General features: G+C 59.9%; 14 protein-coding genes. 9 read left to right on the top strand and 5 right to left on the bottom strand.

Going from position 1 to position 14,819, the window contains the following annotated elements; all coding sequences use genetic code 11:
* Nucleotides 1-536: 536 nt before the first annotated feature.
* The 3 genes from AS026_RS11275 to AS026_RS11260 all read left to right on the top strand — a co-directional run bounded on the left by AS026_RS11275 (nt 537) and on the right by AS026_RS11260 (nt 7,007).
* Entirely contained in the window at nt 537-4,358 is a 3,822-nt protein-coding gene (locus AS026_RS11275; RefSeq protein WP_062369658.1) for a vitamin B12-dependent ribonucleotide reductase, read from the top strand.
* Between the two features lie 762 nt (nt 4,359-5,120).
* Nucleotides 5,121-5,951 (top strand): alpha/beta fold hydrolase, encoded by an 831-nt coding sequence (locus AS026_RS11265; protein WP_025659988.1) that lies wholly within the window; start codon nt 5,121-5,123, stop codon nt 5,949-5,951.
* A gap of 192 nt (nt 5,952-6,143) precedes the next feature.
* Nucleotides 6,144-7,007 carry an MBL fold metallo-hydrolase gene (locus tag AS026_RS11260; RefSeq protein ID WP_245307423.1) on the top strand — a complete coding sequence of 288 codons (864 nt, stop codon included), beginning with the start codon at nt 6,144-6,146 and terminating at the stop codon, nt 7,005-7,007.
* Nucleotides 7,008-7,017: 10 nt separating this feature from the next.
* Here the strand turns inward: AS026_RS11260 and AS026_RS42295 are convergent, their stop codons facing one another.
* Nucleotides 7,018-7,191: a hypothetical protein gene (locus AS026_RS42295; RefSeq protein WP_167354893.1), complete on the bottom strand. Its 174-nt coding sequence runs from the start codon at nt 7,189-7,191 to the stop codon at nt 7,018-7,020.
* A 212-nt stretch (nt 7,192-7,403) separates the two neighbouring features.
* Between AS026_RS42295 and AS026_RS11255 the strand changes: the two genes are divergently transcribed.
* Both AS026_RS11255 and AS026_RS11250 read left to right on the top strand, forming a co-directional pair.
* Nucleotides 7,404-7,658 carry a DUF2188 domain-containing protein gene (locus AS026_RS11255; RefSeq protein WP_062369685.1) on the top strand — a complete coding sequence of 85 codons (255 nt, stop codon included), beginning with the start codon at nt 7,404-7,406 and terminating at the stop codon, nt 7,656-7,658.
* A gap of 2 nt (nt 7,659-7,660) precedes the next feature.
* On the top strand, nt 7,661-7,987 hold the full coding sequence (locus AS026_RS11250; protein WP_018856993.1) for a hypothetical protein: 327 nt from the start codon (nt 7,661-7,663) through the stop codon (nt 7,985-7,987).
* Nucleotides 7,988-8,204: 217 nt separating this feature from the next.
* Here the strand turns inward: AS026_RS11250 and AS026_RS11245 are convergent, their stop codons facing one another.
* The 3 genes from AS026_RS11245 to ftsZ all read right to left on the bottom strand — a co-directional run bounded on the left by AS026_RS11245 (nt 8,205) and on the right by ftsZ (nt 10,527).
* Complete coding sequence (locus AS026_RS11245; RefSeq protein WP_018856994.1) at nt 8,205-8,408, bottom strand: hypothetical protein; 204 nt, start codon at nt 8,406-8,408, stop codon at nt 8,205-8,207.
* 92 nt (nt 8,409-8,500) lie between these two features.
* Nucleotides 8,501-9,349 (bottom strand): oxidoreductase, encoded by an 849-nt coding sequence (locus tag AS026_RS11240; RefSeq protein ID WP_062369655.1) that lies wholly within the window; start codon nt 9,347-9,349, stop codon nt 8,501-8,503.
* A 149-nt stretch (nt 9,350-9,498) separates the two neighbouring features.
* Entirely contained in the window at nt 9,499-10,527 is a 1,029-nt protein-coding gene (ftsZ, locus tag AS026_RS11235) for a cell division protein FtsZ (RefSeq protein WP_018856996.1), read from the bottom strand.
* 195 nt (nt 10,528-10,722) lie between these two features.
* Here ftsZ and AS026_RS39685 point away from each other — a divergent pair, with 195 nt between their 5' ends.
* Nucleotides 10,723-10,938, top strand: a complete 216-nt coding sequence (locus tag AS026_RS39685; protein WP_029792471.1) for a hypothetical protein — start codon at nt 10,723-10,725, stop codon at nt 10,936-10,938.
* Nucleotides 10,939-11,026: 88 nt separating this feature from the next.
* On the top strand, nt 11,027-12,031 hold the full coding sequence (locus tag AS026_RS11230) for a ketopantoate reductase family protein (RefSeq protein ID WP_062369654.1): 1,005 nt from the start codon (nt 11,027-11,029) through the stop codon (nt 12,029-12,031).
* Nucleotides 12,032-12,109: 78 nt separating this feature from the next.
* Here AS026_RS11230 and AS026_RS11225 read toward each other — a convergent pair whose 3' ends face one another.
* Nucleotides 12,110-13,267 (bottom strand): pyridoxal phosphate-dependent aminotransferase, encoded by a 1,158-nt coding sequence (locus tag AS026_RS11225; RefSeq protein ID WP_062369653.1) that lies wholly within the window; start codon nt 13,265-13,267, stop codon nt 12,110-12,112.
* Nucleotides 13,268-13,478: 211 nt separating this feature from the next.
* Here AS026_RS11225 and AS026_RS11220 point away from each other — a divergent pair, with 211 nt between their 5' ends.
* Both AS026_RS11220 and aroQ read left to right on the top strand, forming a co-directional pair.
* On the top strand, nt 13,479-14,237 hold the full coding sequence (locus AS026_RS11220; protein ID WP_018857000.1) for a DsbA family protein: 759 nt from the start codon (nt 13,479-13,481) through the stop codon (nt 14,235-14,237).
* Nucleotides 14,238-14,381: 144 nt separating this feature from the next.
* Complete coding sequence (aroQ, locus tag AS026_RS11215) at nt 14,382-14,819, top strand: type II 3-dehydroquinate dehydratase (RefSeq protein ID WP_018857001.1); 438 nt, start codon at nt 14,382-14,384, stop codon at nt 14,817-14,819.

Raw genomic sequence — 14,819 nt, 5'->3', positions numbered from 1 at the left:
AAATCAACACGGTCGCAACTTTTCTTAGATTTTTTACGCTCCGGGACGACGAAAGCTCGCAACCCATTGAATTTCTTGGACGACTTTCTTTTCCCCATTCTCCACAGCCCGATCCACAATATGTTGTGGTGAACGCTTCATTAAAAACAACCTCTTGACGGAATCGCCCGATTCAAACTTAATAGGTTCCGATGTTGCGACGGCAGTTGGACCGGAATTAACGAGGCCGGTTCCCTCCAAAAATCGAGCGTAGAATCAGGGTGTTGCGTCCATGAAGGGCGACCGCCATGAGGGGTTTCGTGCGCGATTTTTATCTTCCGAAAAAGTGACATCCGGGGCTGGCGATAATAAGCTGTTAATACTATATTTAGTGTTTGCAGCCACGATCACTACAAGATACGGGAGAAGCATCTCCGGATGACACTCCTGTGAAAATACGGAAACGAGAACTGGCTGCGCTCCTCACGGCGCCGCCGGAGGTGGAAACTTGCGCCTTGGTCGACGGGGACGGGGCGCGCAAGCTAGAGGTTAGAGAAATGCGCATAGAACGCCGTTTCACGAAGGCAGGACAAAGCGCTTACGCGGACATCGAATTCCGCAAGGCGACGAGCGAGATCAAGAACCCAGACGGGTCGATCGTATTCCGCCTCGAGAACATCGACGTTCCGGCGCAGTTCTCCCAGGTCGCCGCCGACATCCTGGCGCAGAAGTATTTCCGCAAGGCCGGCGTTCCCGCCAAGCTGAAGAAGGTCGAGGAAAACGAGGTTCCTTCCTTCCTGTGGCGTTCGGTTGCCGATGACGCTGCCTTGAAGGATGTTGCGAAGGACCAGCAGTACGGTTCCGAAACCGACGCGCGCCAGGTCTTCGACCGTCTTGCCGGCACCTGGACCTACTGGGGCTGGAAGGGCGGCTACTTCTCGTCCGAGGAAGACGCCCTCGCCTTCAAGGACGAACTTGCCTACATGCTTGCCACCCAGCGTGTTGCCCCGAATTCCCCGCAGTGGTTCAACACCGGCATGCACTGGGCCTATGGCATCGACGGCCCCGGCCAGGGCCACTTCTATGTCGACCCCTTTACCGGCAAGCTGACGAAGTCGAAGTCGGCCTACGAACATCCGCAGCCGCACGCCTGCTTCATCCAGTCCGTTGAAGACGATCTTGTCAACGAAGGCGGCATCATGGACCTGTGGGTCCGCGAAGCCCGCCTCTTCAAGTACGGCTCCGGCACCGGCTCCAATTTCTCCTACCTGCGTGGCGAGGGCGAAAAGCTGTCCGGCGGCGGCCGTTCTTCCGGCCTGATGAGCTTCCTGAAGATCGGCGATCGGGCTGCCGGCGCAATCAAGTCGGGCGGCACGACGCGCCGTGCGGCCAAGATGGTGGTCGTCGACATCGATCACCCTGATATCGAGGAGTATATCAACTGGAAGGTGAAGGAAGAGCAGAAGGTTGCTGCTCTCGTCACCGGTTCCAAAGTTGTCGCCAAGCACCTCAAGGCAATCATGAAGGCTTGCGTCAACTGCGAAGCCGACAATGGCGACTGCTTCGACCCGAACAAGAACCCTGCCCTGAAGCGCGAAATCCGCGCTGCCAAGAAGGACCAGGTTCCTGAGAATTACATCGGTCGCGTCATCCAGTTTGCCCGCCAGGGCTACAAGGACATGGAATTCAAGACCTACGACACGGACTGGGATAGCGAAGCTTACCTGACCGTATCCGGCCAGAACTCCAACAACTCCGTCTCGATCAAGGACGACTTCCTGCACGCAGTTGAAAACGACGGCGACTGGGAACTGAAGGCCCGCAAGGACGGCAAGGTCATGAAGACCTTGAAGGCGCGCGACCTGTGGGAATCGATCTCCTACGCCGCATGGGCCTCGGCCGATCCGGGCCTGCACTTCAACACGACGATGAACGACTGGCACACCAGCCCGGCTGCCGGCCCGATCCGCGCATCCAACCCGTGCTCGGAATACATGTTCCTCGATGACACGGCCTGCAACCTTGCCTCGCTGAACCTCATGCAGTTCAAGGATGCCGCCACCAAGCGCATCAACATATCAGACTACGAGCATGCGGTTCGCCTGTGGAGCGTTGTTCTCGAAATCTCGGTGATGATGGCGCAGTTCCCGTCGAAGCGGATTGCCGAGCTCTCTTACGAATATCGCACGATCGGCCTCGGCTACGCCAACATCGGCGGCCTGCTGATGTCTTCCGGCATTCCCTATGACAGCGACGAAGCCCGTGCCATTGCCGGCTCCCTGACCGCGATCATGACCGGCATTTCCTACGCCACCTCGGCTGAGATCGCTTCCGAGCTCGGACCGTTCCCGATGTTCGCGCCGAACCGCGAAAACATGCTGCGCGTCATCCGCAACCATCGCCGCGCCGCTTACGGCGAGACGTCTGGCTATGAAGGCCTGTCGATCAACCCGGTCGCGCTCGTCCACTCCGAGAACCCCGACCAGGATCTGGCGGCTCATGCCAAGAGCGCCTGGGACAAGGCTCTCGAACTCGGCGAAAAGCACGGCTACCGCAACGCCCAGGCAACCGTCATCGCGCCGACCGGCACGATCGGCCTCGTCATGGATTGCGACACAACCGGTATCGAGCCTGACTTCGCACTGGTGAAATTCAAGAAGCTCGCCGGCGGCGGCTACTTCAAGATCATCAACCGCGCCGTTCCGGAAGCCCTGCGCACGCTCGGCTACTCCGAGAGCCAGATCGCCGAGATCGAAGCCTACGCTGTCGGCCACGGCAATCTGAACCAGGCGCCGGCCATCAACCCCTCGACGCTGAAGGCCAAGGGCTTCACCGACGATAAGGTGGAAGCCGTCAACGCCGCGCTGAAGTCGGCCTTCGACATCAAGTTCGTCTTCAACCAGTGGACGCTCGGCGCCGACTTCATGAAGACGATGCTGAAGGTTTCCGACGAACAGCTTGCCGACATGAGCTTCAACCTGCTCGAGTACCTCGGCTTTGCCAAGAAGGACATCGAAGCTGCTAACGTTCACGTCTGCGGCGCGATGACGCTGGAAGGCGCACCGTTCCTGAAGAACGAACACCTCGCCGTCTTCGATTGCGCCAACCCTTGCGGCAAGATCGGCAAGCGTTACCTCTCGGTCGACAGCCACATCCGCATGATGGCTGCTGCCCAGCCGTTCATCTCGGGTGCGATCTCCAAGACGATCAACATGCCGAACGACGCGACGGTCGACGATTGCAAGAGCGCCTACATGCTCTCCTGGAAGCTCGGCCTGAAGGCAAACGCTCTCTACCGCGATGGCTCCAAGCTGTCGCAGCCGCTGAACGCCTCGCTGATCGAAGACGAAAGCGATGAGGACGCACTGGACGATCTGCTGCAGCAGCCGGTCGCCGCCCAGGCCGTCACCATCACCGAGAAGATCATCGAGCGTGTCGTCGAACGCGTCACCCGCGAGCGGGAGAAGCTCCCGAACCGCCGCCAGGGTTACACCCAGAAGGCCGCCGTCGGCGGACACAAGGTGTACCTGCGCACCGGCGAATTCGGCGACGGCCGTCTCGGCGAGATCTTCATCGACATGCACAAGGAAGGTGCGGCCTTCCGTGCGATGATGAACAACTTCGCGATCGCCATCTCGCTCGGCCTGCAATACGGCGTGCCGCTCGAAGAGTATGTGGAGGCCTTCACCTTCACCAAGTTCGAACCGGCCGGCATCGTCATCGGCAACGACGCGATCAAGAACGCCACGTCGATCCTCGACTACGTGTTCCGCGAACTCGCCGTCTCCTACCTCGGCCGCCACGATCTGGCGCATGTCGATACGTCCGACTTCTCCAACACGGCGCTCGGCAAGGGGATCCAGGAAGGCAAGACGAACCTCGTCTCGACCGGTTGGACCCGCGGCTACAAGCCGACCCTGGTAACGGGCAACGAGCGTCAGGCAGGCGGGGAGCCGAAGGGTGCCGCGACGGCAGCCCCGGCGCGCGCTTCCTCCGGCGCCACGGTGACCTCCTTTGCGGGTGCTGCCGCCCGCAAGATCGAGCCGACGCTTGCCGTCTCCTCCTCTGAAATCGTCGCCTTCAAGCGCGACTACGAGGAGCGGGCAAAGGAACTGGCCGAAGAGATCGCCGAGGAAGTGGCCGAGGAGATCGCAACCGAGACCCAGCAGCAGGCAACCGCCCTCTTCTCCGACAAGGCCGCCGCCGACGCGGCATCGGCCAAGACGGAGGCCAAGAAGGTCGAAGCCGAACGCCGCGCCCGCTCCATCATGCAGGGCTACACGGGCAACATGTGCTCCGAATGCCAGAACTTCACGATGGTCCGCAACGGCACCTGCGAGAAGTGCGACACCTGCGGCGCGACGAGCGGCTGCAGCTGATAACCGGCAATTCCGGCGGTTGGTGATGATGATAGCTTTCACCCCTCACCCGCCGGAACGTTGTCCGACCCAGGTCGGGAACTTGACGCGAAGACAAAAGTCAAAGAGCGGCCCTTGGCCGCTCTTCTGCTGTGATCAACAGCAACCTCGGCAAGTGACCGCCGGCGAAAGCGCCTTCTTCCCACGCGGCATTCCACACCAGCTTATGAACCCGAGCGACAATCATTGCAGGCACGTCCTGATCGACACCCCTGCTCTCTTCGATCAGTTTATCAAGGAAGACGGACCTGACGAAGTCTTCGGGCCACCGACTGCGAAGGGAATTGAGCGTCTGCAGGCGGCCTGCCCCAGGTTCGGCATCACCCGCTCTCGAACTGCCCAACGCCTCAGTAAGTCAACGCCAGGCGCAACGGCATAACCAGGGCCCAGCTTAATGTTGAGGCCCAATTCGAGGGCTCCACGCCAGACCAGCCCTCGAAACCGATGTTGCTTCTATACGGGCGCGTTACCGGCACTATCCGTCCGCAGGGGTGTTATACACGCAAGCATCACTGCCATTCTTCAACATGGCATCTTCCCTTCTTCTTGATTTTGGTCAAATTACCGTTGGCTCGCAGCGCCGCTAACGTCGCGTCATGACGAGGACGTAGAGGGGCAGCGACGCGAGTCAGGCTTTGCCCGACGCCCGACAATGTGGGCACCGGCAGGATGCTTGCGTGCCTTTACCACCAAAGCAATCACATCCAGAACGAGGACTTCATCATGCCATTCATCAAGACCACGGACGGAACCGAAATCTTCTACAAGGATTGGGGTCCAGCCACCGCCCAGCCTATTGTTTTCCATCACGGCTGGCCGCTCAGCGCTGACGATTGGGACGCGCAGATGATGTTCTTTCTGGACAAGGGCTATCGCGTGATTGCCCACGACCGGCGCGGCCATGGCCGTTCCAGTCAGACGTGGCAGGGCAATGAGATGGACACCTATGCCGCCGACGTCGCGGCCCTCACAGATGCGCTCGATCTCAAGAATGCAATCCATGTCGGCCATTCGACCGGCGGCGGTGAGGTTGCCCACTACGTCGCCCGCGCAAAGCCCGGACGCGTCGCCAAGGCGGTGCTGATCGGCGCCGTGCCGCCGATCATGGTCAAGTCGGACAAGAACCCCGGTGGCCTGCCGCTCGAGGTCTTCGATGGTTTCCGTGCCGCGCTCGTCGCCAACCGCGCGCAGTTCTTCCTCGACGTGCCCGCAGGCCCGTTCTATGGCTATAACCGCCCGGGTGCCAAGGTCAGCCAGGGTGTTATCGAGAACTGGTGGCGGCAAGGCATGATGGGTGGTGCAAAGGCGCATTACGATTGCATCAAGGCCTTCTCCGAAACTGATTTCACCGAGGATCTGAAGCAGATCACGGTGCCGACACTCGTCATGCACGGCGACGACGATCAGATCGTTCCCTATGCCGACTCCGCACCGCTGTCCGTCAAGCTCTTGAAGCACGGCATACTGAAGACCTATGCCGGCCTCCCGCACGGCATGTGCACGACGCATCCGGATGTGATCAACGCCGATCTGCTGGAATTCTTCCTGGACTGAGATGTTGGCTCGACCGCCGGCCTTCTGATGGAACGGAGGCAATACAACACTCGCAGGCGGGTCCTCTTCGCCCCCGCCTGCGGCACGCCGGATATTTTCTCTTCAAGGGAGGCGCTTGTGATAACGCGAGATACCATTTCGGACGGCTTGTCCCGCCGCGATCTGCTGAAGTTGACGGCCGCGGCAGCAGCGATGCTCGCGTCACGTAGCGCCGTCGCAGCCGACTTCCACCGCTTCAAGCATGGCACGTTCGACATCACGGTCGTCAGCGACGGTTTTCTCACGCTCCCAGTCGAGATCTTGTTGCCCGACGCCACGCCTGAAGAGCGCAAGGCGATCATGCCTCGGCTGGGCGGAAGTTCGGCGGCCGCTCCGGTCCAGGCCAACATCCCGCTGATCCGCAATGGCGACGACCTGATCCTTATCGACACTGGCTCGGGTAACCGCTTCCAGGCCAGCGCGGGCAAATTGGCCGCAAACCTGCAATCGCTTGGGATCGCGCCCGAAGCGATCACCAAGGTGGTTTTCACCCATGCCCATCCGGACCACTCCGGTGCGACGACGACGGCCGATGGAAAGGTGCTTTATCCGAACGCCCAGTATTTTGTCAGCGAAGCCGAGTGGGACTTCTGGACCCACAAGGACTTTGAGATGCACATGCCGTCGGCGCTTCATGATTTTGCGCGAGGCGCGCAACGTGACCTGTTTGCGGTCAAGGACCGGCTGACGCTCTTGCGCCCGGATCAGGAGATCATTCCCGGAATGCGGATTTTGGAAACCCGCGGCCATACGCCGGGCCATGTCTCGATCGAACTGGCTGGCGACGGCGGCCTGCTGATCACAGGCGACGCCTGTACCAACGACGTGATTTTCTTCGAGCATCCCGCCTGGCATTTCGGCTTCGACACCGAACCTGAGATCGCGCTGAAAAACCGCCAGATGCTGCTCGATCGCGCCGCGAGCGAAAAGCTCAAGATGCTCGGCTATCACTGGACCTATCCGGCCGTCGGATATGCCGAGCGCAAGGATGCCTCCTACCGATTTCTGCCGGCTTAGGATCGCCGAATTATCGCGCCTCGGCGGTTTCCTCGAGCGCGGCAGATGGCTGCGGCAGTTCTTCCGCAATCTCCTCGGCAACGGCTGCGAGATCGAGGTTGCCCCAGATCGACGCTGACTGGCGACGTTCTGGGCGGCGGGAGGATTTGACTTCGACGACGAACGGCTTCGACTGAGCGCGCATGAGTTTCCTATGAAGAGGCGTTGAACGAATCCATCAACGCCCCAAGCCTATGAAGCGTTCCGCGCTTGCGCAAGGTCGCCATTCGCTTTGAATCCAGCCTCACACAGGCCAGACTGCGACGGAACAAGCATATGGCGAGCCGCGTTTCGGCCTTTCAATCTGCATGGAGCCTCTACGCAAATTCCTGCGAAAAGTCCTTGAAGGAACGATCGATGTCGATTACCTACCACGTCGCCGAACATGATGGCGCCTGGGCCTACCGCCTGGACGATGTCTGGTCGGAAACTTTCCCAACTCACGAAGAAGCATTGGCAGCGGCTGAACATGCCGCGGAGCGACAAAAGCTCGGTGGCCAGGATGCGGACATTACATATCAGCGTGCAGACGGCAGCTGGACAACGGAACGGTCGAACGGAGGCGACCGCCCCGAGGCCGATGTCGTCGATGACGCCAAGGAAAAAGACTAGGAATGACTATCAAAGAACGCTTTTTGAAGCAGCAGCATGCGTGGATGCTCGGCGCATGCTATTCCCGGAAACATCCCGACTTTCATCGCTTTGGCGGCGTCGATGTTTCGATCTCGCCTCGCTGGAAAGACAGCGTTGAAACCTTCGTCAATGATATGATCGACACCCTGCCGCGCAGCCTCTCCGAGCGCCGGATGGCACTGAGAAACCCGCGCCGCCCGTTCGAACCCGGGAATGTGGAATGGGTATTCGCAAGCAAGCATTACGGCCTTCGCGCTCCCGACGGCACACGGCCCGACATGGCGGACGTTCGCGCGCGCCGCGTATAAACCGCTATTTACTCGTTACAATCTTCGCCGGCGGAAACATGGCTAGGGCCTTCTTTCGCCGGCGAACTGTTTTATGGCGGCAGTAGTCACCCCGAAATCACCAGTCAGTGACGACATGCAAGCCGCTTGCATGACCATCCGTTCGGTGCCCCAGTCGTTGGCTGCCGCGCTTGACGACGTATGTTGCACTCCGGGCCAGTTCGCAGTGCCGCTGAATTCAGTGCGACCGGTGCCGCGCGTTCCTCGTCACCACAATCACAACAAGTCCGACGACGACAGCCAGCGCGCCCCAATAGACCCATGACGTCTGGTTGATCATGAAGCTTTCCGCCGGGTAGGGAAAATAGCCGCTACCCTGCCCCATCCAGACCAGCCCGATAAGGATCAGCACGCCGGCGATACAATAGGCGATCTTCACCATTCAATGTTCCTCCACCATACCAGTTGCGTAATGTCATGCACCCGTCGCGGGCGCGGTGCTTCGACGGAGCGCTCTGGCACGCCTTGACGACCTTACTCTTTCGGGAAATCGGCTCCCAGGCTCGTTTCGCGCCATTCCTCGATCTGCGCCAGCCGTTCGCGCAGCTTGTTGGTGACGTTGTTGTAGCCAAGTTCGCCAAGCACGAGATGCCGCGGTGGGTTCTCCACTTCCGTGATCCGGATCATCGCCTCGCCAGCGCGCACGGGATCGCCGGCTTGCTTGCCGCTGTATTCCGCTGTTTGCCGCATGCGGGCTGCCGCGGTTTCGGCGTAGTCCGGAATTGTGCTCTTCGTCTGCCGGAGTGACCGGCCCGCCCAATCGGTGCGGAACGGACCGGGCGCGACGCAGGTCACCTTGATGCCGAGCGGCCTGCCCTCGGCGTGAAGTGCATCGGAAAAACCCTCCACCGCGTGCTTGCTAGCGGCATAGAAGCCGGAGCCAGGAAAGCCGATAAAGCCGGCAACCGAGGTGATGTTGATGATGTGGCCATGCCGGCGCCGCCGCATACCGGGCAGGACAGCGCGGGTTATCGCAAACAGGCCAAAGACGTTCGCCTCGAACTGATCGCGGATTTCCTGCTCTTCCGCCTCCTCTACCGTTGACTGGTAGCCATAGCCGGCATTGTTGACCAGCACGTCGATGCGGTCGAAACGCTGCTCGGCGGCCGCGACTGCCGCTTTGACCTGAGTCGGATCGGTCACATCGAGATCCAGCGCCAGCGTGTTCGCTTCATGAGCGGTTGCCAGATCGGCAACGCGCGCCTTGTCGCGCGCCGTCACGACCGTCGGCCAGCCGCGGGCAATGGTGAGTTTCGCAAGCTCACGGCCGAAGCCGGTAGAGCAGCCGGTGATGAGCCAGACGGGAGACTTGTCCTGAGACATATGATTTTCCTGATGCTGTCGGGGACGCCTGAATGGGCGAGAGCGGATTTAGGGCCGCCGCCTGACATTTCCAGCGAATGACTACGCCGAAAACTGCGTGGATCAGGACAAGCCTGCGCGCCCGATCGGACGCGCAGGCGATAGGAGACTTACTGGAGTGTACGCGTGTGGATGTCCTGGCCGAGCGCGACGCTAGGACGGGCCTGCGTTCCAGCGGCCACGCCGTCGAGGCCCGTCGCCACTACGGAGACGCGGAACTTACCGTCCAGGTTGCGATCAAAGATCGCTCCAACAACGATATCGGCTTCATCCTGGACCTCGTCGCGGATACGGCTTGCCGCCTCGTCCACTTCGAAGAGCGTCATGTCGGAGCCGCCGGAAATCGAGATCAGCACGCCCCTGGCACCCTTCATGGAAATATCGTCGAGCAGCGGGTTGGCAATGGCAGCCTCCGCGGCCTTCATCGCGCGCCCCTCACCCGAAGCCTCGCCGGTGCCCATCATTGCCCGGCCCATGCCGCGCATAACGGACTTCACGTCAGCGAAATCGAGATTGATCAGGCCTTCCTTGACAATCAGGTCGGTGATGCAGCCAACACCGGCATAAAGCACGCGGTCGGCGGTCATGAAGGCATCGGCGAAGGTGGTCTTTGCATCGGCGATGCGGAAAAGGTTCTGGTTCGGGATGACGATCACCGTATCGGCCGCCTCGCGAAGCGCCTCGATACCGGCATCAGCGGTCTTCATGCGGCGATTGCCTTCGAACGTGAACGGCTTCGTCACGACTCCGACTGTCAGGATGCCAGCGTCGCGAGCAGCCTTGGCAATAACAGGTGCAGCACCTGTGCCGGTGCCGCCGCCCATGCCTGCGGTGACGAAGCACATGTGGGAACCGGCCAGATGGTCCATGATCTCGTCGATCGATTCTTCTGCAGCTGCGCGGCCAACTTCCGGCAGTGAGCCGGCGCCCAACCCTTCGGTCACATGGGCGCCGAGCTGGATACGGCGGGGTGCCTTGGAGGTCGCCAATACCTGTGCATCGGTGTTGGCCGCAATGAAATCGACGCCTTCGAGATTTTCCGCTATCATGTTGTTGATGGCATTGCCGCCGCCGCCGCCGACACCAATTACTGTAATTCTGGGGCGCATTTCGGAAATTCCGTTCTTGGCGTTCGACATCGCAATCTCCTTCGTGCGTTTTCGTCGTGGCTCCACCTCTTATGGAGCCGAATCGAGCATTAGCGTAGTGGCGCAACAAGGCAGAGCCGGGGCGAAAGAACAAGATGAAGCGTCCTTGAAACTTTATCCGGAACCTTTTTTGCATTCGCGCTTTATTTTGAATCATCCCCTGTCAGAGAGAGGAGTACCGTGCAGATGATCACGCCAGCCACCCGCCACTCAGTTACCCCTCCCAACGAGCATATTCTTACGGCTCAAGAGGCCTTAGAACCACTGTTCCTCAAGATCGAAGAGGAGGCCGAAGTCCGGATGATCGCCGCGGCGATCCGTGCGGGCTGGTCTGCCGAAGATGCCGTGGCGGCCATCGACCAGCTTCGCCGGAACGAACTTATTCCCGGCAGCGGCCACTAAAACCTTTCGGCGGCTTCAAAATATCACTCGCCTTGAGAAATGGATGACCTAAGTTCAGCGCGACCACCAATCGCGGAAAGAACATCGCATGTCTTTCAGAAATATCTGCATCTTCGGCGCCGGTGCACTCGGCGGCGCCATCGCTGCCAAGCTTGCCTCTTCAATCGGCGCAGAGGCGACAGTTTCGGTCGTTGCCCGCGGCGCTCATCTCGACGCCATCCGACGCGATGGGTTGCGTCTCATGGAGGCGGACGTAGAAGCACCCCTCACCATAAACCTCACGGCGACCGACAATCCGAGGGAACTGCCGCCGCAGGATCTCCTCATCACCGGGCTAAAGGGCCACCAGCTCAGCGCCGCCGCAGAGGGAATCGGCCTTCTGCTGAAAGATGGCACACGCGTGATGATGATCCTCAACGGCATTCCGTGGTGGTATTTTCATCGCGATCAGGACAGTGGGCATGCGGAACTACAGTTCGATGAGCTCGATGAGGGCGGCAAACTATGGCGACTTGTCGGCCCGGAACGCGTCATCGGCTGTGTCGCCCATCAGGGCGCTGAAGTCAGCAAGCCCGGTGAGATCAGGCTCAGCAACAAAGGGCATTTCATCCTCGGCGAGCCCTCCGGCGACATCAGTTATGATTTGCGCAACGTCGAAGCGCTGCTGCAGCGCGCCGATATCGGCGTGAAGCTCTCGCGCCGAATTCGCGACGACATCTGGAGCAAGCTGATGGGCAACGCCTCCTTCAACCCGATAAGTGCGCTGACGCGATCTTTGATGTCCAACCTGATGGCCGATGCGGCAATCACCGTCCAGATCGGCAAGGTCATGAAGGAGGTAAAGGCTGTCGGAGAGGCGCTCGGCGCGAATGTCGGGATGTCCGTCGAGCAGCGACTGGAACAGGCCCGACAGATCGGGCCCGTTCGCACCTCTATGCTGCAAGACCTCTTGGCGGGAAAGTCGCTCGAGATTACGCCGCTGGTGGGAATGGTCGTTTCACTGGGCCGCCTGACGGCAACGCCGACCCCGGTTTCAGAAACGATCCTGGCGCTGGTGTCGCAGCTCGACCGTGAGAATTGCCAAATCGGCTAAGTAAGTAGGGCGGCCCGCCGCGAAGCCGCTCAGAAATTGCATTAGCAAGTCTCCAGAAGACTCTCCATTAGAAGAAACTTATTTCAACCACGCTGCGATACGTTCGATTGCTTCGATGATCTCGGCTTCGGAACCGGCGTAGGACATGCGCATCGAGCGATTACCTTCCAGCGGGTCGAAATCCAGGCCCGGCGTTGCGGCGACGTTGATCTCCGCCAACATCCGCTTCGCGAAAGCCATGCTATCATTGGTAAAGCGCGTTACGTCGACATAGGCGTAGAAGGCGCCATCCATCGGCGATGCGATGGACAGGCCGATCTCCGGCAGACGCTTCAGCAGAAAATCGCGGTTGGCCGCGTAGCTCGCCTTGTAGACATCGAGTTCCGCGGCCGCGCCGAGAGCGGCCGTCGCGGCGATCTGCGAGAGTTCGGGTGGCGAGATGTAGAGGCTTTGCGCGACGCGCTCGATCGGGCGCACCAGCCGCTCGGGCAACACCATCCAGCCGATCCGCCATCCCGTCATGCAATAATATTTGGAGAAGGAGTTGATGACGATCGCCTCGTCGGTCAATTCCAGCGCGCCGGTCTCTTCGCCGGCAAAGGTCAGTCCGTGGTAGATTTCGTCTGAAATGAACGCGATCGAATTGGCCGCGCAATAGTCGGCCAAGGACTTCAGCCCCTGGCGGCCGGTCACGGTACCTGTCGGGTTGGCGGGGCTCGCCAGCAGAACGCCCTTCAGCCTGACATTGTTTGCCGTTTGCGCGGCCTCGAGACTCTCGGGCGTCAACGTGAAGTGGGTTTCGGCCGTTACCGGCACCTCGATCACCCTCAACCCCAACGCGCCGAGGATGTTGCGGTAGGCGGGATAGCCCGGCCGGGCAATCGCGACCGCGTCGCCGGCATCGAACAGCGAGAGAAACGCCAAATTGAAGCCGGCGGAAGAACCCGTCGTTATCGCGATCCGTGCAGGATCGATTTCCAGCCCGTGACGGCCGCGATAATGGTCGGCCAGCGCTTGTTTCAGTCTCGTCGTACCAAGCGCGTCCGTGTAGCCGATCTTGCCCTCCACAAGCGCAGCCTGCGCTGCCTCCCGCGCGGCCCGCGGCGCCGGATGGGATGGCTGGCCGACGGCCATGGAAATGACCGGATGGCCGTTCGCTCGCCGCCTTGTCGCCTCCGCCAGAACATCCATGGCATGAAAGGGTTCGACTTCGCTGCGTTGGGAAATGGAAAACAAGATCGCTTCTCTTTAACTTTGCTTGCGGCCAGACAATTGCCGCAATAATCGGGTCATCACAATCCCGCGATTGAACCGCGGATGCGAAAATTCCTGTTTGAAGACGACCGGACGCACCGTAATTTGGCGGCAGCGGCGTGCCGCCGTTAACCGGGCAGTGTTATTCGACGCCTAGAACCGACGCATGTAAACTGCTGATGACGAGGATATAATGGCCATACTTCCGAAAATCTTCACCGCGCTCGCGCTCACTGCCTCGGTGGCAACTGCCTATCCGGCGGCAGCACTCGACGACGCGCAGAAGAAGGAGTTCGGCGAGTTCATCAAGCAATACCTGATTGAAAATCCAGAGATCATGCTCGATGTTCAGGATGCGCTGCAGAAGAAGCAGGAGCAGGCGCGCCTCGTTAAAGCCAACGCCGTGATTGCTGACAACAAGTCGACGATCTTCGATTCGAAGTATGACTTGGCGATCGGCAACCCGAAGGGCGACATCACGATCGTCGAATTCTTCGATTACAATTGCGGCTATTGCAGGCATGCGCTTTCGGACATGCAGACGATGCTCGAAAAAGACAAGAACGTCCGCTTCGTGCTCAAGGAATTCCCAATCCTCGGACCGGAATCGGTTGCCGCCCACAAGGTATCCGACGCATTCCGCAAACTGGCGCCGCAGAAATATAGCCAGTTCCATATCGCATTGCTTGGGCGCGACGGCCGCGCCGACGAAGCGAGCGCTCTCGAAGTCGCAGAGTCCCTTGGCGTCAGCGAAAAGCAGATAAGGGATGAGATGGCCAAGAGCTCCAGCGATGCTTCCGTCAAGGAAACCTATGACCTTGCTCAGAGCCTCGGCATCACAGGCACACCGTCTTATGTGGTCGGCAACGAGCTCGTTCAAGGCGCGGTTGGCTTCGACGACCTTGAAGCCAAGGTGAAGAATATGCGCGCCTGCGGCAAGACGAGTTGCTGAGGCGACGCTCATCAAATCGCCAAAATCGAAGCGTTTCAGCCATGTGGACAAATATGGCGGGATTTGGGCTGCGCTTCCCAAAGGGCTTTCATTAGGCCCGTGGGGAGTCTATAGGTTGCCGTCCCGCACTTATTGGAACATTCGATGACGCAAACGATATTCGTCCTGAACGGCCCCAACCTGAACATGCTCGGCAAAAGAGAGCCCGGCATCTATGGTGGCAAGACCCTTCAGGATATCGAGGCGGACTGCAAGGCGGCCGGGCGTGAGCTCGGCTTCGATATTGATTTTCGCCAGAGCAATCACGAAGGCACGCTCGTTGATTGGTTCCATGAAGCGAACGATAAGGCCGTTGGTGTCGCGATCAATGCGGGCGCCTACACGCATACGTCGGTCGCGCTCCACGATGCAATTCGCGCTATTTCCATTCCGGTAATAGAGCTCCATATCTCCAACGTTCACGCGCGGGAAGAATTCCGCCACAAGTCGATGATCGCGCCAGCGGTGAAAGGCGTCATCTGCGGCTTCGGGCCTTACAGCTATATTCTGGCGCTCCAGGCGCTGAAGAATCTTACGGCATAA

The organism is Rhizobium altiplani, assembly GCF_001542405.1.
In the GTDB taxonomy this organism is placed as follows: domain Bacteria; phylum Pseudomonadota; class Alphaproteobacteria; order Rhizobiales; family Rhizobiaceae; genus Rhizobium; species Rhizobium altiplani.
Note: the sequence above shows the minus strand (reverse complement) of the source record. Positions and strands in the feature narration are given on the sequence as shown.

Excerpts from the sequence above, each read along its gene's own strand:
- aroQ (WP_018857001.1), top strand. The coding sequence starts at position 14,382 with ATGACGCAAACGATATTCGTCCTGAACGGCCCCAACCTGAACATGCTC.
- AS026_RS11265 (WP_025659988.1), top strand. The coding sequence starts at position 5,121 with ATGCCATTCATCAAGACCACGGACGGAACCGAAATCTTCTACAAGGAT.
- AS026_RS11220 (WP_018857000.1), top strand. The coding sequence starts at position 13,479 with ATGGCCATACTTCCGAAAATCTTCACCGCGCTCGCGCTCACTGCCTCG.
- AS026_RS11255 (WP_062369685.1), top strand. The coding sequence starts at position 7,404 with ATGTCGATTACCTACCACGTCGCCGAACATGATGGCGCCTGGGCCTAC.
- AS026_RS11240 (WP_062369655.1), bottom strand. The coding sequence starts at position 9,349 with ATGTCTCAGGACAAGTCTCCCGTCTGGCTCATCACCGGCTGCTCTACC.
- ftsZ (WP_018856996.1), bottom strand. The coding sequence starts at position 10,527 with ATGTCGAACGCCAAGAACGGAATTTCCGAAATGCGCCCCAGAATTACA.
- AS026_RS42295 (WP_167354893.1), bottom strand. The coding sequence starts at position 7,191 with ATGCGCGCTCAGTCGAAGCCGTTCGTCGTCGAAGTCAAATCCTCCCGC.
- AS026_RS11250 (WP_018856993.1), top strand. The coding sequence starts at position 7,661 with ATGACTATCAAAGAACGCTTTTTGAAGCAGCAGCATGCGTGGATGCTC.
- AS026_RS39685 (WP_029792471.1), top strand. The coding sequence starts at position 10,723 with ATGATCACGCCAGCCACCCGCCACTCAGTTACCCCTCCCAACGAGCAT.
- AS026_RS11245 (WP_018856994.1), bottom strand. The coding sequence starts at position 8,408 with ATGGTGAAGATCGCCTATTGTATCGCCGGCGTGCTGATCCTTATCGGG.
- AS026_RS11260 (WP_245307423.1), top strand. The coding sequence starts at position 6,144 with ATGCTCGCGTCACGTAGCGCCGTCGCAGCCGACTTCCACCGCTTCAAG.
- AS026_RS11275 (WP_062369658.1), top strand. The coding sequence starts at position 537 with ATGCGCATAGAACGCCGTTTCACGAAGGCAGGACAAAGCGCTTACGCG.
- AS026_RS11230 (WP_062369654.1), top strand. The coding sequence starts at position 11,027 with ATGTCTTTCAGAAATATCTGCATCTTCGGCGCCGGTGCACTCGGCGGC.